Below are 22,550 nucleotides of genomic sequence, written 5' to 3'. Positions count from 1 at the left end.
ACCTTTATAGCCACTGCTAAAATAAACTGCTTTAATTGATCAATGAGACAGTTGTTCTTACTGGACAGTTTTTATGAGCCTAACCACATGAATTCAAGGCAGCCAATGCCGGACGATATCCTGGCTTTCTGGTTTAAGGAAATCACCCCCAAGCTTTGGTGGGGGCGTTCAGGCGATGTTGATCGACAAATCAAGTCACGCTTTGGTGCCTTACATGATGCCGCCGAACGCTGTGAACTGTATGGCTGGCGTGAGTCAGCCGGCCGACTAGCTGAAATCATTGTTCTTGATCAGTTTTCGCGCAATCTCTATCGTAGCCATCCCAAAGCCTATGCCAACGACAGCCTGGCGCTGGCTCTGGCGCAAAAGGCTGTGGCCGCCAATGCCGACCGCGAACTGGACACCGCACAGCAAGCTTTCCTTTACATGCCCTACATGCACAGCGAGTCACCGATCATCCACGCGGTTGCGGTTTCTTTGTTCAGCCAGTCGGGCCTGGAGGGCAGCCGCGAATCCGAACTTCGACACAAGGACATCATCGACCGTTTCGGCCGTTATCCACACCGCAACGCCATACTGGGCCGAACCTCAACCCCGGAAGAAATGGATTTTCTGAAAATGCCGGGTTCATCGTTTTGAAAATAACCGTCAATAAAATAACGGCATTCAATGTGCGAAGTCATCGCCAAACTGACTTCTGGCGCAGTGAGTACCGTGAGGCCACTGAGGGTCGAAACTGTGTTGAAGCCTTAAAGGACATCCGCTCTTCAAGGTGCAACTGACATTGCCCTGAAAGTGGAAAACGGCTTTCACTCTGTGCCACTATTGAGTGCTGAGTTTTCCAGTCATAAATTTACATGCCTAATATCAACAGGGTAGTGGTTAGCGACTGGAAAATTTAAACACCGTCTGCCCTCAGTAATGATACTGATGGCAAAAAAACCGATAAAAACTTAGCATTTGTGAAGAAGATGTGGAGCTTAAGGTTTCTCTAGAAGAAGAAAAGGCGCTCTGTCGGCTATTTCTAAGCGACGAACTGAGTACAGATGAGTTAGCTTATATCGCTGATGCTCTGCGGCTCACGGAAAAGGCCCCTTATAGGCGAAACTACAGCTGAACTTGATGCGGAATTTAACGACCCGGAAGTCAATGGGCCGTTTACAAATGTCGGGTAGGGTGCATCGCGCCCCTTTCCGATGTTCAACGGCGCTGGAAATATTGATATTTGAAATGGATTGCTCGTTGAGATGCTTTAGAGCAGTGCTTTGTTTTTCAGCATTCGGAAAGGATGCGCGATGCGCCCCTACCCGGCTTGATCTCATTACAAAATGAGTTAAAAAACGGCAACGCCATCCGCTATTTTTAAAGCTCACTTTGGTTATGAAACCAAGCTAAAAAGAAGGAGAACACATGGCCTCTCTTTTCCGATTCGCCCTATCCAGCTGCATAGCGCTATTTTTGCTCAATGGCTGTACCGAGAAGCATCTGACTCCCTATATGCCTCATAAAAAAGAGTCTTACATGGTGCGCGGCCATAATTACACATTCGCCATTTACAACGGCGACCACCGCCTGTTGACCCATCCGATCGAGGATTTGCTGGTCGAGATGAAGTGGCGTAAAGCGCTCGATAAGCCTCCCATCAGCGATATTTATCTGATCTCTCACGGCTGGGATTATACCTTGCCGCTGGCCATCGCCAATTACCATAATTACATGGAACGGATCGACAAGTTCATGAAGGACGACAAACCGCTCGCCACCTTTCAGCCCTATTTCATCTTCGTAACGTGGACATCGGCAACTCGCCCGGTCACCAATATGGCCAAGGCCATCCTGCCGTTCGGGATGGATTCGGCCGCACAGCCTTTCACTAACCTTATCGATAAGGTCCCGTTGCACATGCTCTCTGCCTGGAAACAAAGCCTGAATGCGGCACAAACTGCATTGGGGCCGCAGTATCCGAACGATTATCTGGATAAGGATTGGAAAGACAGCCCTTATGGCTATTTTGACACCAACTTGATTCAAGACGCCGACGCGATAATGGGCGAGGATGTCCCGGTGTCGGCTCTGATTTACCGTTTAATTAAACAAAAGCAAATCCCTTCCATAAAATCCAGAACAACGTTGAAAGAGGGGAAAATGGCGGATCAGGCCAATGGCGAGGAAGCAAATAAATCGGTGTCTGACTCCAGTTGCATGAAACCCGATCCGCTGAATCCGGACGATGATGTCTGCGTTTCGTTGGCAAAGACTAAATTACATCTTATTGGACATAGTTATGGCGCTAAACTGGTTACGATGGCCGGCATGGAAGCGGTAAGACGATGGATGCTGGAATCCATTGCAGCAAGTCCCAAACAATTTAGTCATCTAGCCGGTTGCAACCAGACCAAGAAAGGTTCGAGCGAATTATTGAAAGATCTGGCCGTGTGCGACCTTACGGGGCACCGCAAGCCATTCGGAGAACTGGAGATTGCGTTTAGCGGGCTGCATAAACCGCTGTTATTAAAGGAATGGTACGATAAAACCACAGAAACACCGATTAATTCGCTGGTGTTGTTTAACCCGGCCTTCCATCCCGGTGAATTATCGTATCCTGTGGATGTTGTTAATTTCGCGCCGACACAGACGCTCAGATTCATCTCCCGTAAAGCCATCGTTTACACGACCTATGACTATGCGAATGGCGCTTTATTCAGCTTGCGCGAAAACATCCTGAATACTCAAATTACTCAAATCGGGAATCAGGCAAGCAAAAAACTGGATCAGTTAAGTTATCAAAATAATAACCGGTGGTTGAAGCTGCCGGTACATCTGTTGCAGGCAGCGATCGCCCCTGTGGATCTCGGCTATAGCCTCATTTATACCCATGTCGGACTCGTATTTTATAGCCTGGTCAACATACCGTGGGATTTCTGGCATCATGTCCAGAACGGTACGCTGGGCGGTCTTTATCAGCCCCCATCCGATTCGAGTTTCGGCTGGCAAAGCGTCGCCAAAGGAACCGCCAATGCGGTGGATTATTTCCTGCCGACCAACATGTTATATCGGAACGAATCCGAGCAAGGCTTGTTCCGCCTGAACAAGCCGGGTTTGGGCAAAACCGGCCTGAACCATTTGGCCGATGGGCGATGGATAGCAGGGAATTTATGGGGATTGGAGGATTATTACTCCTTAAGGGAACCGTTCGGTGAGGCTGAGTGTATCGATGACAAACATCCAATCGCTTGCCAAAAAACGCTGATCGATTTAAAAAGCCTAAAAAAACCGCCTTTTGCACCCAATATAGGTCCACTCACTTTCAGCCGATTCAGCGCCGAACCTTTTGTTGCGGACATGTCGACGGATTTCAGTCCTGGCGAAACCTTATGGCAAAGGGAAAAATTTTACTCCTTCGATGCCGGACACGTTTACGACTCCCATACTCCTCTAATGGGCGCGCATAGCGATTTACGAAAACCCGAACTGCCGAATCAAGAAAATTGTCGGAACGAATCTTCCGATTGCGAAGACGTGGAAAAACGCGATTACACGTTTAACTTTGTATTCAACTTTACCCAAACCAACTTTGAGCGCAAATTTTGCGAATTGAATCCCAAAGAAATAGAGGAGTTCGGGGTTATTTGCGCTGACAGGGAGAGTGGAAAATAACAAAATTCTTGTTGGCGGTTGATTTACGTTTGGTGATCCAATGGCCGCCTTTTTGACTATGCGCATCGGTGCAGTTATGGATTCGCTACGCGCTCTAACGGGTCCAGCACAAATCTGTCCGGAACAATTTGCATTCACCCGGAGGTGCTAGGCAGGATAGCTTGGCATGAGTCCTAATAAACTGTCCAAGGCTGACGCCTAAACAGCGCTCGTTAATCCAATGTTGAACGAACAATTTGTGACTTATAGCTGACATTCGAAAATACTTATCGACAGGCTGGAAATGGCCGAACTGAATCTGTCAGTGTCAGGTTCAATCCAAACGAATGTTTGAAACTGACAGATCAAGTCCAGCGTACAACTTTTAAACCAAACACCGATGCGGCTGCTCCAGGTAGCCAATCCGCAATGTGCTGGTTATGCAACACCCTTCCCGGTCATCAGCCAACGCAAACAGACAAAGTCTTTTTCCAGTTTATATTTGCTTTCAATTGAGCGCCCAATGCCTAGGCTTTGCTTTATGCCGCGAACCACTAGCCGAAATCCATGATGTGCCAGTATGAGAAAATAGCAAGCGATCTGCCCCGCAATGCCATAATGCTTCCGCCAATATTTCAAAGTGGCTCGCAGTATTTCAATGCTGTAACGAAGTGGCGCATTTGCCGTGCTGCCGCCGCCAAAATGCGTTGCGGTAGCGTCAGGGACAAACATCAGCTTCCATCCGGCATCCCAGAAACGCTTGCACCAGTCAATATCCTCCGCGTAGAAGAAAAACCGCTCATCCATGCCCCCAACCTCATCCACTGCCTTTTTTCTTGCTACGCAGAAACAACCGCTCAATACTTCAGCCTCTATATACTTATCGTAGTCACGATACGGTACCTCAAACCCTGAAAACATCTGCCAATCCGGCAAAATCCGGTCGAATGTCAGCATCCGGCACAAGGTATTCCATAGCGTCGGAAGCTTACGGCATGTGCGTTGCAAATGACCATCTCCCCCAATGATTCGTGGCCCCACCATACCGACCTCGGGATGTTGTTCAAGATACGCGGCAAGCTTTTCGAAACAGCCGGGGTGAACGATAACATCCGAATTCACCAGGGCAAGGATGGAACCCTTAGCATGCTTCATGGCCAGATTATTCGCCCGTGCAAAGCCAAGGTTTTCTTCCGATTGGATCAACGTTACCTCCGGAAAATGTTTTGCTACCATTTCCGGCGAGCCGTCCTTAGAGGCATTATCCACCACAATCACCTCCTGCACGCAGGATGCACCTGTTTCGCGAATTGAATCCAGACAATCCCGCAAATAGTCGCGGGCGTTCCAGCTAACGATAATGACGGAAATTGATTTCATGCTTGTAATGTCCGAGTAAGTTTAAAAAAAGGGGAATCATGCATAACATGCGTGACATGAAATTAGACTGTAAAAGCGCCTCCAAATGGATGGTTTTTGCACGGCTTGCTCAATAATTGGCTGTCGCTTTAAAGTGCGGTTTACTCAACGACTGATTCTCCAAAGCGAGTTTGTTTTCCGCTGCCCGAGCTTTCTTTCGAGTTATTCCCTCCAGCCGTGACATAGCGCGATTGTCTAATACCCATAGCGGGTTGTTTGGTTTCAACAGCCGCAACAAGCTTTGTAGCTTGAACGGCACTAATGCAGGCCAAAATAAGGAAGAAGAACACTACGGATTGGTCGAAAAGAGAAATAGAAAAAAAGACCCACACGTACCCAAACAAGGTCGCCCCTAATGTCCAGATGAGATAGCAATGTTCTACCGATTTATTTTCATTCTCCCGTAGCGCCTTTCCTACCATATTAAATGCGACAACCAGGACGGTGACAAAAAGGCATATCAGCAAAAGCCCGCCGCTAACACCCATCGCCAAAAAGTGATTCGTTATATCGGCATGCTGATCGTTGGCATGCTGCCCTGTTGCCATCCAATGCCGCGTGTAATCCGTACCAACTGTCCACCATTCATGCAAATGTTCAAGGGCCGAACGAATCAGCTGCGCCCGATAGTAACCTGTACTTCCTCCCGAAATGTCAATTCGTGCCATAAGAAAGTAAACAGGCGCTTTCATTATCATGTCCAAGATAATAACTGCAACCAAGGCAAGCCAGCGGAGAGTTCGCAGGTATGCGCGAGTTTTCCAGAGTAATAATCCGAATATGCTAAAAATTAGCATCATGATCGGACCGCTTGATGTGGCGGCAAAAAGCACTCCTCCTGCACCCAAAAAACCTAGCAGAGAAAGTTTGCGGTTACTTTTCCAAAAATATAAAGCCATAGGAATGCACCCGGCCCCAACTGTTCCAGCTAAAATCGCATGCGCAAACGCACCTTGAGCCCGGAAACGCCCTTCTCGAAATTCGGGAGAAAGGCTTACGCCACCAAGCTCAGCTATATAATTCTTGCCGGCAAACTTTTCCAAAATCATAAGTATCGCGACTGGAACCAAAAGAACGCATAACACTTTATACACATGCTTAATGTCTTCGTCATTCCGGATAAATGCCCGGAATAAAAAATAACTGCCCAGACTAGTCCACAAGATTCCGGCTCGAAACACCCAAGTACCGGATGTATGAAAAGCACTGCTGCCGAACATCCATAAGGCCCATAGCATAAGGAACCCATCCATGCTATTCATTCTACTTGCGAAAAACTCCCCTCTCACTAGCGCGCGAACCATGCCGACAGTTATCAAAATCTGTACTACGGTAAAATGAGCCGGCCCAACCATCAGTATTTGATCACGGGTTATATACAAGGCCCCCAGCAACAAAGGAATTGGTGCCAATCTCCTCGGCAACGCAACAATAAATACGCTGGCGATTAATGTAAATACCATTCCTATGGGATTCATTTTACGAACTCAAGCCGTTGGCGATACGCTAGCAAACTGCTGGTGCCAAAGCGCCAGCACAAGCAAGCTGAAAACCTCTTTGGAATAGCCTTTACCTTGCTGATGCGTTTGCAGCAGGTTGGTAACCGCCTCCTTACAAAAATACGAATCGCCCCCTCCATTGCTTGCCAATATTGTGTCAGATACAAAGTCCTTCATCTCCTTACGCATCCAGCCATCGTAGGGGACCGGGAAGCCGGTCTTTTTCCGGTTCAGAATTTCCTGGGGAACGGTCTCGACCAAAGCTGCCTTCAGGATGCGCTTCAGCTCCCTGCCCTTTACTTTGTAATGAAGCGGCAGCGAAGCTGCAAATTCAAGAACCCTGTAATCGAGCAGAGGAACCCGAAGCTCAACCGATGCCGCCATCGTCATTTTATCCGCTTTGACCAACAGGTCGTCCGGTAGCCAAGTCTTAGTGTCCACGTACAGCATACTGTTTAGCAGGGGTTGACCGTTCATCCGCTCGAACAATTTGCGTGTGTGCAATACCTGTGGCTGCGTACCAAGAAGTGCCGCAAATTCGCTGCTATAAAGCTCCGGCTTGAGTTGATTGAAAGGCGTGTAAGGCGTTGCTGTGCGGCTCAAATAGTATTCCGCAAGCGTAGGCTCGACCAGATTCGCATAGTTTCCGAATCGCTTAAAGCCTGCGCGTCCTAGTGCTTGAAATCCCAAGCCCAGAACCTGTTTAGCCGGACCAAAGGTTGATTTCAATTTCTCAAACATGAGCAGATTTCGGTAAGTTTGATAACCGCCAAAGGCCTCGTCGCCTCCTTCACCCGACAACAGCACTTTGACTGAAGATTGCCTTGCCAGCTGCGACACAAAATACAGCGCTATTGCAGGAGGCTCACAGACCGGCTCTTCCATGTGCCAGACATACTTGGGAAGAAAGTCGCGAAAATCAGTGGCGGACATTGAGATGTCATTATGAATGGTGCCGAATTTTTGCGAGGCCAACTTGGCGTAGGGCCGCTCATCCTGAAATCCCGCTCCGCTAAAGCCCATGGTAAATGTGTGCAGCGGCCTATCCGCGTGCTGAACCGCATAGCTCAGTATGCCTGTAGAATCCACGCCACCGCTTAACAGCACGCCCACCGGTACATCGCTAATCATGTGATCCTTTACGGTACGGCTAAGCAATTTCCGCAAACTATCGACAGCCTCATCGAAGCTAGGCGGGCATGCGGGTATTTCAAAGTGCAAATCCCAGTACTGCTCTACTGACACCCGTCCATCCTGTACGGTAAGGTAATGACCGGGATCCAGTTTAAGGATACCTTCGAACAACGTTTCATTACCCGCCAAATAATAGTAAGTAAGAAACCTGTCTATAGCTTGCGGGTTGATCCGACGGTCGATGTCAGGATCAACGAGAAGAGACTTCATTTCAGAGGAAAAAAGCAGGGACTTGCCGGTATTGGCGTAGTACAAGGGTTTTACGCCAACACGATCGCGAGCCAACAGCAGCCGCTGTTGGCGCTCATCCCAAAGGGCAAAGGCAAACATACCTCTGAGCCGAGCCACGCATTGATCGCCCAGTTCCTCATATAAATGGACAATGACTTCAGTATCCGTTGACGATTTGAATTGATGGCCTCTTCCCTCAAGCTCGGTCCGCAGCTCGTGGAAGTTATAGATTTCCCCGTTGTAAACCACCCACACCGTGCCATCTTCATTGGACATCGGTTGTCCGCCGGTATCCAAATCAATGATGCTCAGTCGGCGATGCCCCAAGCCAACAGGTCCAGACAGGAACTCTCCGCTCCCGTCCGGTCCTCGATGTTGAATCATATCCATCATCTGGCGGATAAGCCCCTGGCCAACAGGATTTTGCCGGTTAAAGTTCAGTTTTCCACAAATTCCACACATTAACTTTCCTTATCGAAGTTCAGGCCGTCGGTATTGCTTTGTCTCGGGATGAGTGGCGCGCATGAGCGCCCTATTAAGGCTGCACTGGATACAAAGGGCTTGCGAATCGCTATCCTGCAGCGCGTCACCGTGATCCTCGAAAACATCGGAATTCCAGCTTCGGCTTCATGCTCAACGCCAAGGCTAGTGAATAAAATCGACCCGATGCTCTTTCGGAGATAACCCTTGGAATTCCAGTTACCGGCAATAACGGGACGACCAGCCAATACCCTTGGTGTTGGATAAAAAGCCATTGTTAAGGCTGTCCGTATATGCCGGGCTGGCGTAACAGGAACCGAATCTGCTGCTGCCGTAGGTAGCGGATGGCCTCGACGTCCTTCACCTGCGGTATCCCTTTCAAATAGCCTGTACAAAATCCTGCCAACAATGCTATCGACTCAAGAATGAACGGTTTACGCAGGGCCCTCTTCACACATTTGGCCAACATGAAAATCGGATGATAGCCCGTAATGTAGTTAGCGCGCCCATTTTTGAAACGGTCGCGCCAAAAACCTTCCGCTCCGCCAGTGGGCTTGTGCTGGACCAGGTTGAGGTCAGCAAAAGTCCGTGTCGTCCAGCCGTGCAGGTTGGCCTTGACTTCATCTATGGTGTCCCAGCCCGAGGCTTTAACCAACGGGTTGATTTTTTCCCAACAGGCGCGGCGGTAAATTTTGGTTGCCCCTCTAACATGAAATTGCGGGTCTCCTTCGGAATCCACCTTGAGCTGACCGTTTTCTAACCGGCAGATTGTTCCTCCGCCAATTCCCAATTCCTGTTCGGCATCAAAAATTTTGAAACACTGTTCGAAATAATCCGGGGAAAACGACAGGTCACCGTCCAGCTTGACGATGAAATCCCAATCTTCATCGTTCAGTACAGAGTAGCCCGCATAGAAAGCTTCCATGACTCCGCCGCCGGCAGCCCGGAATCCCCGATTTTCTCTGTGTATCACTTTTATCCAGCCGGTCTGGGCTGCGTGAATATCCAGTATTTCACCCGTGCCATCAACTGAACCGTCATCCACAATTATCCATTGGGAAGGCAGAATAGTCTGACGAGAAACGGATTCGAGCGTTCTTTCTATATAGAGCGCCTCATCTCGTACCGGCGTTATAACTATGTATTTATGTTTAGTGTTCAATTTCTGGCACTCCTGTAAAAGTTTTTAAGAATAACTGAAACTGCCAATCTCCTGATTCTGTATGAACCTCATTGATTCGGCCGCATACGATAGTTGCAATGATTGACCCGCTTCCTAACTGATAAATACTTTGCTCTTTACGTGTCCTTATCGCTTCAAAATTCAATGTGAAAAACAATCGCAATTTTTTACTGCACACTTTCATTTGCAGCACACTCTTATCCAAAGCTTACCCGTCATGTCTAACCCGCCTCGGACACATATCCATACTGGTATGTTGGCAGTGGTTGTCTCGACTTGTTTAGAACCAATCCAAGCAGGTTGGTCTGTTCCAGCATGTACATGGAATGCTGAAGCTCTTCGGAAGTATTTTTCCCATCCTCTACAACAAGTAGCGCGGCATCGGCATAAGGCATCAATACCATCGCATCGTCCGCTGCAAAAAGCGGCGGAAGATCGAAAATAATGATTCGGGATTCATAACGGGATTTAATCTCGTTAATCAGATTGACCATCTTTCTGGATGAAATCAATTCCGAAGAATTGTTGCTGGAATGATTCCCAGGCAGTACAACCAGACGCTCAATGCCGGGGTTGATTAAAGTGTCCTCTACAGAAACATTCATTTTCAAGCAATCGACAAGACCGAACTCCCACTCAAGACCCATGCATTTGCCTACTCTTGGGCATTTGAGATCAGCGTCGACCAGCAAAACGCTTTGATTTCCCTCCATCGCTATGGCAATCGCCAAGTTTACGGATACGAAAGTTTTTCCGGCTCCTGGCGTCGCGCTCGTTATAGCGATGCTGTTCCAGCTATTCTCCCGCAGCTGCTTGAGAACGCTCGTCCTGAGCACACGAAACAAATCCGCTCGGGGGTCGTTGTTGAGTCCCATGATGACCCGGTTATTTAGCAGCACATCCTTATCAGCAATAACCTTTTGAGTTTTCGTGTACCGTATCGAGTCGAGTGGATGTTCATTAGCATTTGTGTTCATCAATTTTTCTCCAGGAAAGGCACTCACGAAAGGAAAAAGAAATATATTAAAACGGCGATAGTCCACAGGGTCAGAGCTGCGCCAGACCAGACTGCAATTTTCCTATTTCGCTTCTGCTTAGCAATGCGTTCTTCAATCTCGGCCGGGGACTCGATATAGGGAATTACAAGTAGCGGCATAAGCCCGGTGACTTGTCTGATTGCCCGGTACCCTCTAATGCCTGGCTCCATAAATTCGACAAGAAAAGCAACACCAAAACCTGCAATGATTCCCACAAACAAACCGCCGATGGCTACTTTTCTTCTGATGGCTTTTTCCGGATGTAAAGGGCGAGTCGGTTCTTCAATGATGGTAAGGGTTTGCCCCTGTTCCTGCTCTTCCATTGTTTGAACCAATTTGGCATCCAGCAGTTTCTCCTTGAGCTGAGTGTATTTCTTGATAGTGTTATCCCGCTCTCTTATCAAGTTGGTATAGCCAATTTCAACCTGCGGAGCCTGCAAGAGGATGTCATGCATTTTCTCAAGCTTTGCTTTTAGATAATCCTGTTTCTGCATCAACGCTTGAAGCTCTGCCTGGCTGCCTTTGTATTGCGTTTCTACCCCCAAATAAGCCAGATTAGTCGTATTCATGGCTGTCGCCACTTGCCCTAGCTGAGAACGCGACGGCGTATTTCTCAATTGTTGCTCTAGCCTAGCGATTTGTTTTTTGTGTTTGGCGATATCCGGGTGATTACCGGCATACGTTTCTTCCAATAATTTAAGTTCGCGCTTGGCCTCCGCCATCTGTCTGATAACATCTTCTTCAAATGGTTGTCCTTCAAAGCTCGGGTCCAAAGCCTTTATTTCCCGTTTCAGGCGAACCACCGACGGATGTGTAGAGGAATAAATGCTCGAAAATTGAAGGTATTTGGCCCGCAAGAGGCTTAAAGAATCTGCCCCGCTCTGGGACGATTTGTCATCAAGCCTAACAGGCAGCTCTTGCTGCGCTCTCGCCAACTCTACAGCTAAGAAAGCAATCCTTTCCTTTGTAGATCGGATCTGGCTATCGGTATCTCTCAGCTCGTTTTCCGCACGATCTATTGCTGCCAGATTCCCCTGCACTTGTTCCGGCAAGGTGAAATTATTTTGCTCCTTATAGGCCGCAATTTTGTGGTCAATTTCCTGGAGTTCCCGGTTTAGCTTGTTTGACTCTTCCATAAGGAAACCAGCCGCCTTAATAGCACGCTGAGTTCGGGCCTTCTCATTTTGCTCAATGAATAGCGCGGCTAACTTACCCGCTATCTCTTTTGCCTGAGTTGCATCATTATCACTAAATGAAATATCAAAGGCGATCTCAGCCATTGCTGAATTGGCCTTCGGGGTTAAAGTAGAAGTAGTCAACTTAACTTCAGTATTGCCCTTGAACAAATCCGCTAACTCATATTTCGTAACGCTCCCTTTAAAATCATTATAAAGATCACTCGAGTCAATAATCGAAAACACATTGTCGGTTGTCATGACTCTTTGATAGATTGACTGGATCAACTCATCTGCATATTGAGAGACTGTCGATTCAAAAAGCTTTGTTGAAATAATCGGCGCTTCAATTAAGAGCGTTGCCGTTGAGCGGTAAGTTTTGGGTAAATTATAAGCAACGATTACCGATATTAAACTGACAAGCAGCCACGTGACTACAATGTAATACCTGCGCCGTTTAACGAGGTCAAGGTAATCAGCTAGTGTTTTAGTGTTCTGTTCCATAATTTTAAAATGAGAATTTTACTTAGCTAACACATAACTCCAGTGCATCATGAAGCAATGCATCTTGAAGCGCCTTTACTACGTAATCTTGCTGCTCAAAGCTCATTTGAGGAAACAACGGCAAGATCATAGTGCGATCCTGGGCCTCTTGGCTGTGCCGAAGGCACTGGCATGATCCTGTCGTACAGCCACCCTCCCCAATTCTACCGGCGCATAACCAGGTATTAGCCGGATAAGAGTCTTCACGATGTGAGCACATCACACCTCTGCGCGTCGCCACCCCTATATCCAGCATGGACTGCATAACCTGGCGCTGGTCTGATCCGGCAGGCAGTCGAACGCAAAAGCTTTGCCAGGTACTGCGCGCCCACTCCGGCTCTTTCGGTAAGCCCAGCCCCGGCGTCTCTGCGAGAAGCGACTTGTAGCGGGAAGCTAACTCCCGGCGCTTGCCGACAATCTCGGGTAGACGCTTTAGCTGCTCCCGGCCAACCGCCGCCTGAATATCAGTCATGCGGAAGTTGTAGCCGACAATAGGATAAGACTCGAAAATCACCTGGCTTGAGCCATGCCGAACGGTATCGGGGACACTCATGCCATGTTGTCGCAACAACCTGAACTTCGCGTCCCATTCCTCGCTCGCTGTAGTAATCATTCCGCCATCGCCGGTGCTGATCACCTTGCGCGGGTGAAACGAAAAGCAGGCAATATCGCCTTGCGGTTTGCCGATCTTTTCCCATTGTCCCTGCCAAAGAATCTCACTGCCGATGGCACAAGCGGCATCCTCAACGACGGGCAGCGAATAACGGCGCGCTATTTCAACGATTGCCGCAAGATCGCAGGGCATCCCGATCTGATGCACACATAAAATGGCTCGGGTACGCTCCGTCACTGCGCTTTCAATCAACTTGGGATCCATATTGAACGTAACCGGATCGATGTCGACGAATACCGGCGTGGCGCCGCAATAGCGAATCACATTGGCGGTGGCAATAAAAGAGTGGCTGACGGTTATAACTTCATCGCCCGGCTGCACGCCTACCGCCAGCAGCGCCAAATGCAAGGCAGTGGTACAACTGGATACCGCGCAGGCATAGGGCGCCCCTACGTATTCTGCAAACTCCTTCTCAAACGCGGCAACTTCCGGTCCCTGGCTGGTCCAGCCGCTCAAGATAACGCGCCGTGCTGCCTCTGCCTCATTTTCGCTCATCATGGGTTTAGTGATTGGGACCATAATCATAATGCCACCTCCATCTCGCTTGTGTGTTGCACCTCCGCCGCCTTACTCGTCTGCCACCAGTCGACCAGCCGAGAAAGCCCGTCTTCCAGACTAACCTGCGCCTTGAACCCGAGCAGTTGTTCAGACTTGGTCGTATCGGCCAAGCGCCGGGATACAGGGTTCACAGATCGCTCTGGTCCATACTCCGGTTGCAGGTCGGACCCCATCACCTTAAGAAGAGCGGCTGCCAAGTCATTGAGGCTGGTCTCGGTACCGCTGGCGACATTGAAAACATCATCGGTCAGTTCCGATTGCAAGGACAAGATATTGGATCGGGCGACGTCTTCGATGTAGATGAAATCCATGGTTTGAGTTCCATCCCCCAGGATCAGTGGCGGCTGCCCCGTAGCGATGCGTTCCATCCAGCGGATTAGCACTTCGGTGTATTTGCCATGAATATCCATGCGCGGACCATAGACATTAAAATAGCGCAACGCCACGTACGGCAGGCCGTACATGTCATTCCAAGAGCGTAGCAACCCTTCCAGCATAATTTTGCTGGCGCCGTACCAGGTGCGGTTGTTGTAAGGATGATGATCCTCGCGCGTAGGAAAAGTGTCCGCCAAGCCATAGATCGATGCAGAGGATGCCGCCACTATCTTTTTTACCCCAGCGGCCTGCGCGGCTTCCACGACATTGAAGCTGCCATCGCACATGACGCCCATCGCCTCGCGCGGGTTGGCTGCACAGGCGGTGATGCGAAGGGTTGCCATGTGGATCACCGCATCCATGCCTCGCATAGCGTTATGAACGGACTCAGGGTCGCGGATATCTTCCTGAATCAGTGTCACACGAGGATCTTTCAAGGCTGCTTCAACATTGGCCAGAGTCCCTCGGCTTAAATCATCGAGAATGACGATGCTTGCTGGTGAATAGTCCCGCAGTAATAAATCTATAGTTGTGGAGCCAACCAGACCACAACCGCCAGTCACCAGTATGTTTGAATTTTTAATATCCATTGTTCAGCTTACCCTCTCTATTGAGATCTTTATTTCATTTTGAAAAAATACTGCGGCTGACCCTAACGGCAAGTCAACGCTACTCATAACATTGCTACCGAGACCCATTAAAATCCCACTCTTTCCTGCGTTGCGTCACCCACAAAACCAAAAAACCGGTGGCGCTTGCCAATGCTATCCCGTACGTCGATATTCTTGCGTTGTAGGGTAAATCAACAGTGGCAGCGCCTCTTGCATGTCATCGTCTCCGTTCAGCTACGCGAGTTCAACCGCTTCCTGATTCGCGAGCATGGTAACGGCCTCGCAGACTTCCTGGCATTGAGCCCGGCTTAACTCGGCGAACATCGGCAGGGAAAGCACTTCGTTGGCCGCCTGCTCCGAATGAGGAAAATCACCCTTGCTATAGCCCAGGTCGGCATAAGCCGGCAGGAGATGCACAGGGATTGGATAGTGGATGCCGGTCTGTATGCCTTTGTCTTGCAACGCCTGTTGCCATTCACTTCTCTGCTGGGTACGGATCGCATAGACGTGATAGACGTGCCGGGCATAGGGCATTGCCTCCGGTGTCTGTACGCCACTGTCGGACAATAGCTCGTCGTAGTGCGCGGCCGCAGTTCTCCGGGCTTCGGTCCATTTTTCCAGGTGACGCAGCTTGACCCTGAGAACCGCTCCTTGAATGCCCTCCAGCCGGAAGTTGTAGCCCTTGAGCACGTGGTGGTATTTCTGCTCTGCTCCCCAATCGCGGAGCATGCGGATGGTGCGGGTGTATTCGGCGTTACTGGTAACCACCATGCCGCCTTCACCGTAAGCGCCCAGGTTCTTGCCGGGATAAAAACTAAAGCATCCCATGTCGCCCAAACTACCGACGCGCCTGCCCTTGTACTCCGCACCATGAGCTTGAGCCGCATCTTCGATGACTATCAAGCCATGGCGCTTGGCGATGTCCAGGATGGGGTCCATGTCTGCCGGCTGGCCGTACAAATGCACCGGCAAAATGGCTTTGGTTCGTTCGGTGATTGCGCCTTCGATTGCGTCTACATCGATCGTGAAAGTACGAGGATCGATGTCGACAAATACGGGCGTAGCGCCGGTATAGTAAATTGCCGCGACGGTTGCAACAAAGGTAAAGGGAACGGTAATCACCTCATCGCCGGGGCCAATACCGGCCGCTAACAAAGCCAGATGCAAGGCGCTGGTTCCGGTGTTCACGCCGATCCCGTATTGGGCCTGGCAATAAGTGGCAAACTCCTCCTCAAACGCAGCCACTTCGCTTCCCAAGGTAAACTGGCAGGATTCCAATATGCCTTGAATGGCGACGTTCACTTCATCCTTAATTCCTGCATACTGAGCTTTTAAGTCTACAAACGGTATCATGCTACTCTCCTGCCTTGGAACATAGTCGTTCCATTGATTTCAACGGATCGACCATGTTCTTTCATCGAACGGGTCGCCGCCTCGATTAATTCCACTACCCGCAATCCCAGAGCACCGTCGGTCAGCGGCGTCTTGCCGTTTACGATACAATCGACAAAATGCTCTCCCTCGATGCGCAAGGCCTCTGAAGAGTCTATCTGCGGTGCCCACATGTCCCCTGTGCGATAGCCGACCCGCATTTCATAAATCTTCTGCGGATCATCGGTAAAACTGACGCCCTTATCATAAATCTTGATCTTTTCGCTTGGCTCCAGATCGTCGTAGATGATCATTTTCTTGCTGCCGCCAATCAGTATCTGGCGCAGTTTTACCGGAGCCAACCAACTCACATTGACATGCGCTATCATTCCTGATTCATAAAACAACGAAATGTAGGCCACATTTTCCGGTGTGTTGGGAAAGTGGTTGGTACCGACGGCGGATACCGCTATTGGCTGTTCCCCTAGTAGATAGTCCAGGATCGAAAAGTCATGCACCGCCAAGTCGGCGATGACGTTGGCATCGCGTTGAAACAAGCCGAGATTGATTCGAGTGGAATCGTAGTAATGAATATGGCCGATTTCTCCAGCCTTTACCAAATCCGCCATTCTGCGCACCGCACCTGTGTAGATGAAGGTATGATCGACGATCAGCACAAGTTTGCGCTTTTCAGCTTCATTGACCAGCTTGCGCGCCTGCTCGGAGGTTTCTGTCAACGGTTTTTCCAGCCATAAATGCTTGCCGGCCTTGAGAGCGGCCATTCCCAATTCGAAATGGCTATTGACCGGAGTCGCTATCGCGATAGCGTCGATATCTTTGTCCTCAAGCAGATCCTGGAAACGCGTTGTGGTGTTTATCCCAGGGAAGCGCTTCTGAACGATTTCGAGCTTTTTCGGATCGAGATCAGCCACACAGGCAACTGTAATTCCGGGTGTTTCGGCGAAATTCCTCACCAAATTGGGTCCCCAGTAACCATATCCAATAACACCTATTTTAATCATGTGATTCTCCTTAATTTGGAATGAAACATTTGTATTGCTTTCTGTATTGCTAAAAAACCGACCACTTTGCATAGCAACAATAAGTCGCCGAGGATTGAGAACAATTCCGGTGGCCACCGCCATAAAAGTCAGACTCAGCCAAGCTGCTGAAAACAACCCTTGGTAGCCAATGGCCTAGGCAAAACTTGCCACGGTATCGCGCGACTCTTCGCGTATGCGAGCATCTCCAACGACCCGGGCTGGGACGCCGGCGACAATTGCATAATCGGGCACATCGCGGGTGACCACAGCTCCGGCCCCGATCAAAGCCCCTTCACCAATCGTAATGCCGCAGAGAATGGTCGCGTTGCTGCCGATAGAGGCGCGGGCCTTGACCTGGGTTTTGATAACTTGCCAATCTGCCTCGGTTTGCAGCCCGCCTTCCGGGTTAACGGCTCTCGGATAAATATCGTTGGTGAACATAACACCGTGGCCTATGAAGACCCCGTCCTCGATATCAACGCCTTCGCAAATAAACGTATGACTGGATATTTTGCAGCGGGCACCTACCGAAACGCCTTTTTGTATCTCAACGAATGTGCCGATTTTGGAACCGTCTCCAATAGTGCAACCATAGAGATTGACGAGATCGAGGTGAGGAATCATGACCTCATTGCCTAATTGAACATCTTTACTGATCATTTTTATTGTCCTTTTTTACTTATTTAAACAATCGATGCCGGTTGTTTCGAACAACGCAATAGCCACAGATAGCGCATATCGAACGTCATCATTTAGGGTCCAAAAGTACCGTAGAGCGAGTAGACGGCTTTGGTCAGCTGAGAGGCTGGAAAAGTCGCCGGCCAGGTGCCGAAACTGGCCGCGCTGCTGCTGAACGCCCCTTGTCCGCTGGCGCCGTTGTTGTAGTACATGTTGTTGACGGCCGACGTCCGGCCGTTGGTGTTGTACATCAGCCAATAAGGGGTATTGGGCTGTAGCGTGGCGCTGACCGGCAAGGTATTCCATGAATTTGCGGTTAGCGTACCGGTCGCCGAACTTGCCACCAGGGTGCCCGGTTTATTGGCGTTGTCCGTGTAGATCGCCAATTGATAGCTTTGGTTGCTGCTCAGGGCATCGATGCCGCCCACGTACACCGACAGCGAGCTGATCGTGCCGCCATTGCTGGTGGTGACTTTCGAGCCGTTCAGGTGATTGCTGGCTCCGCTATCCAATAGGCTGCCTTTGGCATTCAGGCCGACTGTCGTGGACGGCGGCGGTGGCGGCAGTGCAGTTGCAGAACCGATCTTGATGATCCGGGACACTGAAGGTACACCGGCATTATTCACAATAAAAAGCATGTAGTGACCAGCGGGTACTTGGTCTCCATTTTGTGGAGCGGTAATGCTCAGCTGACCATTGCCTTTAGTGAATGAAAGTTCGGTATAGAACTGATTCATGTCGATAGAGTGCGTGACTGAAGCGAGCGCAATGAGAGATACAGACGCAATGTTGTCAGCCTCAGGACTATCGACCGTGAACGTGGCAGTTCCATACGGTACGGACTCCGGCGCACTGGTAATGGTGGGTCTAGGCCCCTTGAAAAGGTACGGGGGAGAATAGATCTCGGCAGAATACTGACTAGGCAGGTTACCAAGATGACCTCCTCCAGCCGCGAGTACCCGGCCATCCGGTAGCAATAAGGCGGTCGAATGGTACATACGGGACACGCCTAGCGGAGCTACCGTTGTCCAGGTTTCCAGGCCGGGATCCCAAATCTCCGACGGCAGCACACCTTCAACGTTCCGCTCATAGGCAATCTTCGAGCCACCGACGGCGAGCACTTCGCCGTTAGGCAGCATGACCAGATTGTGCATATACCGGCCGGAAGACATCGAAGCCGTGGTTCTCCACGTTGGCGCCGGCTCATTCATATCCAACACTGCCGTTAGGCCTGTTGATGGGCTTTGGAAAGCTTGCCCACCGCCCGACATCAGGATCTTGCCCGGACGATACTGGACTGCTGAACCGAGGTGGACCGGTGTCGTATTGACATGGGTCCAAGTGTTAGCTTCCACGTCCAGTAGTTGCACAGGGTCATGTTCAGGAGAAATGGCCAGGATTGTTCCGTTCGGTAAATGGAAGTCGAGTGGGTACTCTTCCTCCTGCATTTGGCTGGTATTGATCGACGGTACGGGGCTAGACAGACCTGTACCGGGATCGTAAATTTCCAGAACATCGGCGAAGACGCCGGTTGTGATTTGGCCGCTAATGATAGCCACCCGTCCGTCACTCAGCTTCGTCAGGGTCGGATACCAGCGGTCATAAGCCATATCGCCAGTGCGCGTCCAAGTGTTGGCATCCGCATCATAAAGATAAGTGGATTTGATACCGCTCTCGCCAGCGCGTGGCAAATGGCCGCCAGCGGAGAATACCCGGCCATCCGCCAGATTCACATGACCCGCACAGAAGAGTTCTTCACTGATAATTGGAGTGTCAATTAATCCATTAGACGCTGGATCCCAAACTTTGGGATGGACCTGACCAAAAATCCCATCATGTTCCTCATCATCCCAGACCAGCACTTTGCCGTTTTTGAGCAAGGACGCGTGAATGGCTACGAGAGGCCAATTCATCAATGGTGACCATTCTCCGATCTGGCTCCGCAGATCGGCGTTGCTAACGGTAACCGTGACGGGAGCCGAGGTGGTCTGGTTGCCGGACCCATCAGTTGCAATCGCTGTAAGGGTATGAGTGCCGTTGCTGCTCAGCTGTGTGTTCCAGGATAAGTTATAGGGTGCAGCGGCAATTGGCGCTCCGAAGTTGGCCGAATCGATCTGGAACTGCACGCTCGGAACGCTCACATCGTCGCTGGCTGTAGCACTAAGCGTTATGGTTCCTGCCAAAGTGGAGCCTGGTGACGGAGCAGTCATCGACACTGAAGGCGGGACGGAGTTAGCCACAGAGTCTAGACCTGTCGCATAAAGCGAGTAGACCGCCTTGGTCAGCTTAGCGGCCGGAAAGGTCGCTGGCCAGGTTCCGAAAGTGACCCCGCTGTTGGCGTACGCCCCCTGCCCGGCCGTACCGTTGTTGTTGTAGTACATGTTGTTGACGGCCGACGTCCGGCCGTTGGTATTGTACATCAGCCAATAGCTGGTATTGGGCTGTAGCGTGGCGCTGATCGGCAAGGTATTCCAACCATTAGGTGTCAGAGTTCCACTCGCCGATTGGGCAACGAGTGTGCCGGGAACACCATTATTATTGGTATAAACTGCCAATTGATATTGATTGTTCGGGCTCACATCGACATTTCCCACGCGTACACTTATCGATTCCAAGCCAACACCCGTAGAACCGACATTAACCTTGGAACCGTTTAAAGAATTGCTGCTTCCGGAGTCCAGCGATGTACCAACTCCGGTATTTCCTATAATCACTGCAGCGAACGTCGGCATTGCAACAACTGGAAGAGCCAGTGCCAGAATCAAGCTCAGCACGTTTATGAATCGGAATCCGCCTCCTGCGAAAAACTTGATTGTTTTTGTACTGAAGCCGCAATTAGACCTCAGATATGCTCTTTCTTTCATGTTTATGCTTCCTCTTTCTGTGATTGAACTAATTCGGAGACACACAATTGAAGCTCGCGAACTTGCTCTTGAAGTTGAAAAATATCTATTCCCAGTCGCTCTTTTACCGAAGTAATTACCTCCGCCGCCGGAAGTAATTTTCCTTGGTACTCGACCTCATGGATTCTTAACATGCCATCGCCTGTCAAAACGTCTACGAAACCGTCGACCTTTTCGACTCTAACGATTCGCCCTGGGATTCGTCCCCGATATAAAGGCGCCGCATCCAAGAGCAGAGCCTTGCGGATGACCACCCGCTCTCCCCGGAAAAACGTGAAAGCGCCTGGATACGGGTATACCAAGGCTCGGATTAAGTTGTAGATTTGACGAGTAGAGCCAGACCAATCGACCATGCCGTCAGTCGGGGTTCGGCTACAGGTAAAGCTGCCGCTGTTATAGTCCTGCTTTAACCTGGGGGCAGTGCCTTCGGCCAAACGAGGCCAGTACTCGATCACCAAATCGACCGTGTCGCGGCACACCTTGTTGTAAATTTCAGGCCCGGTATCATGAGGGCCTATGGGAATCTGTTTCTGCCCTACGATATCGCCGCCATCCATAAGTGGATTCAGGTAAAAAAGAGTAACCCCGCCTTCGGTCTCGCCGTTTATGATGGCCCAATTAAGAGGGGCAAATCCTCGGTACTCAGGAAGTAGCGAATCATGAACAGCTAGAGTCCCTAAAGGCGGCAATGTATAAATCGCTTCCGGAATTATTAACCGGCAACCGACAACTAAAGCGATGTCGGGTTTCAGCTCATCACGTATCAACGATACATAATCCCGCTCTTTCAACCACCGTGTTTCATATATTGGAATATCGTGCGTTTCAGCCAGTTGCCGTATCGGTTCCTCATAGTGATCAAGCTCGTGAGGATCTTGCAAAAGGCTGATCACTCCGCAGACTGTATGGCCCGCTTCGATAATTGCGGTGAGGGTCTGAAAGCCTCGTTTTGTACTGCCGATGAATAAAGTATTCATAAAGGCATTCCTATTAAATTAATCATCGATTAGGGTCCAAAGGTAGCGTAGAGCGAGTAGACCGCTTTAGTCAGTTGCGAAGCCGGAAAGGTCGACGGCCAGGTTCCGAAAATGACCCCGCTGCTGGCGTACGCCCCCTGTCCGGTTGTGCCATTGTTGTAGTACATGTTGTTGACGGTCGAGGTCCGGCCGTTGGTGTTGTACATCAGCCAGTAAGGGGTATTGGGCTGTAGCGTGGCAGTGATCGGCAAGGTGTTCCAGGAATTGGCCGTGAGCGTGCCGGTCGCCGAGCTGGCCACCAAGGTTCCCGGCTTATTGGCATTGTCCGTGTAGATCGCCAACTGATAGCTTTGGTTGCTGCTCAGGGCATCGATGCCGCCCACGTACACCGACAGCGAATTGATCGTGCCGCCACTGCTGGTGGTGACTTTCGAGCCGTTCAGGTGATTGCTGGCCCAACTGTCCAAGACGCTGCCTTGGATGGTCAACCCAATCGTTGATGCTTGAGTTGCGGAGACAGTAATACTGAAATTCTTGCTGCTGGTTACTGCCAGGCTGTCACTCACCTGGACAGTGAAGCTATAGGTACCGGCCGTAGTCGGTACACCATCGATCACCCCGGTGCTGGCTTGCAAAGTCAACCCGGCAGGCAGCGAGCCGCTTGTAATCGACCATGTGTAGGATGGACTACCTCCACTCGCTGCCAACGTCGCCGAATAAGCTGTGCCGACTGTCCCGCTAGCCAGCGGCGAGGAGGTCGTGATGGCCAACGCCGGCGCCGACTGGACGGTCAGCGTCGCGCTGCCGCTGACGCCGCTTAACGACGCCGTGATCGTGGCGCTGCCGCCGACGGCGCCGGTCGCCAGCCCACTGGTGTTGATCGTGGCTACGGCCGTGTTTGAAGAAGTCCACGCTACCTGGCTGGTAAGATCTTGCGTGCTGCTGTCGGAATAGGTTCCGGTGG

General features: G+C 50.4%; 17 protein-coding genes. 2 read left to right on the top strand and 15 right to left on the bottom strand.

Annotated elements, in window-relative coordinates:
• Positions 1–105 precede the first annotated feature (105 nt).
• Both M0R47_RS06515 and M0R47_RS06510 read left to right on the top strand, forming a co-directional pair.
• The gene (locus M0R47_RS06515; protein WP_292552051.1) at positions 106–639 is read left to right on the top strand and encodes a DUF924 family protein; all 534 of its coding nucleotides are present in this window, start codon (positions 106–108) and stop codon (positions 637–639) included.
• A 771-nt stretch (positions 640–1,410) separates the two neighbouring features.
• Complete coding sequence (locus M0R47_RS06510; RefSeq protein ID WP_292552048.1) at positions 1,411–3,657, top strand: hypothetical protein; 2,247 nt, start codon at positions 1,411–1,413, stop codon at positions 3,655–3,657.
• Positions 3,658–4,074: 417 nt separating this feature from the next.
• Here M0R47_RS06510 and M0R47_RS06505 read toward each other — a convergent pair whose 3' ends face one another.
• The 15 genes from M0R47_RS06505 to M0R47_RS06435 form a co-directional block, all read right to left on the bottom strand.
• The gene (locus tag M0R47_RS06505) at positions 4,075–5,016 is read right to left on the bottom strand and encodes a glycosyltransferase family 2 protein (RefSeq protein WP_292552044.1); all 942 of its coding nucleotides are present in this window, start codon (positions 5,014–5,016) and stop codon (positions 4,075–4,077) included.
• Positions 5,017–5,156: 140 nt separating this feature from the next.
• Entirely contained in the window at positions 5,157–6,533 is a 1,377-nt protein-coding gene (locus M0R47_RS06500; protein WP_292552042.1) for a hypothetical protein, read from the bottom strand.
• 9 nt (positions 6,534–6,542) lie between these two features.
• Positions 6,543–8,441 (bottom strand): asparagine synthase (glutamine-hydrolyzing), encoded by a 1,899-nt coding sequence (gene asnB, locus M0R47_RS06495; protein WP_292552039.1) that lies wholly within the window; start codon positions 8,439–8,441, stop codon positions 6,543–6,545.
• Positions 8,441–8,734, bottom strand: a complete 294-nt coding sequence (locus M0R47_RS06490) for a hypothetical protein (protein WP_292552035.1) — start codon at positions 8,732–8,734, stop codon at positions 8,441–8,443. Before M0R47_RS06490 ends, asnB begins: the two co-directional genes overlap by 1 nt.
• A 2-nt stretch (positions 8,735–8,736) precedes the next feature.
• Positions 8,737–9,621, bottom strand: coding sequence for a glycosyltransferase family A protein (locus M0R47_RS06485; protein WP_292552032.1), 885 nt, complete (start codon positions 9,619–9,621; stop codon positions 8,737–8,739).
• A gap of 242 nt (positions 9,622–9,863) precedes the next feature.
• Positions 9,864–10,619: a CpsD/CapB family tyrosine-protein kinase gene (locus M0R47_RS06480; protein ID WP_292552029.1), complete on the bottom strand. Its 756-nt coding sequence runs from the start codon at positions 10,617–10,619 to the stop codon at positions 9,864–9,866.
• A gap of 23 nt (positions 10,620–10,642) precedes the next feature.
• A complete protein-coding gene (locus M0R47_RS06475; protein WP_292552026.1) occupies positions 10,643–12,358 on the bottom strand; it encodes a lipopolysaccharide biosynthesis protein in 1,716 nt (571 codons plus the stop codon).
• Positions 12,359–12,380: 22 nt separating this feature from the next.
• Positions 12,381–13,595: a DegT/DnrJ/EryC1/StrS family aminotransferase gene (locus tag M0R47_RS06470; RefSeq protein ID WP_292552024.1), complete on the bottom strand. Its 1,215-nt coding sequence runs from the start codon at positions 13,593–13,595 to the stop codon at positions 12,381–12,383.
• Positions 13,592–14,593: an NAD-dependent epimerase/dehydratase family protein gene (locus M0R47_RS06465; protein ID WP_292552021.1), complete on the bottom strand. Its 1,002-nt coding sequence runs from the start codon at positions 14,591–14,593 to the stop codon at positions 13,592–13,594. Before M0R47_RS06465 ends, M0R47_RS06470 begins: the two co-directional genes overlap by 4 nt.
• A gap of 255 nt (positions 14,594–14,848) precedes the next feature.
• A complete protein-coding gene (locus M0R47_RS06460) occupies positions 14,849–15,967 on the bottom strand; it encodes a DegT/DnrJ/EryC1/StrS family aminotransferase (RefSeq protein WP_292552018.1) in 1,119 nt (372 codons plus the stop codon).
• A complete protein-coding gene (locus M0R47_RS06455) occupies positions 15,964–17,007 on the bottom strand; it encodes a Gfo/Idh/MocA family oxidoreductase (protein ID WP_292552015.1) in 1,044 nt (347 codons plus the stop codon). Before M0R47_RS06455 ends, M0R47_RS06460 begins: the two co-directional genes overlap by 4 nt.
• Before the next feature lie 174 nt (positions 17,008–17,181).
• Entirely contained in the window at positions 17,182–17,688 is a 507-nt protein-coding gene (locus M0R47_RS06450) for an acyltransferase (protein ID WP_292552011.1), read from the bottom strand.
• Positions 17,689–17,780: 92 nt separating this feature from the next.
• Complete coding sequence (locus M0R47_RS06445; protein ID WP_292552008.1) at positions 17,781–20,438, bottom strand: galactose oxidase-like domain-containing protein; 2,658 nt, start codon at positions 20,436–20,438, stop codon at positions 17,781–17,783.
• A gap of 134 nt (positions 20,439–20,572) precedes the next feature.
• Positions 20,573–21,586, bottom strand: coding sequence for a methionyl-tRNA formyltransferase (locus M0R47_RS06440; protein ID WP_292552005.1), 1,014 nt, complete (start codon positions 21,584–21,586; stop codon positions 20,573–20,575).
• 29 nt (positions 21,587–21,615) lie between these two features.
• On the bottom strand, positions 21,616–22,550 hold a 935-nt coding region (locus M0R47_RS06435; protein WP_292552003.1), incomplete at its 5' end, for an Ig domain-containing protein.

Origin of the sequence: Methylobacter sp. (genome assembly GCF_023227905.1) — a bacterium.
Classification (GTDB): domain Bacteria; phylum Pseudomonadota; class Gammaproteobacteria; order Methylococcales; family Methylomonadaceae; genus Methylobacter_A.
This window is presented reverse-complemented; position numbering and strand designations above follow the sequence as displayed.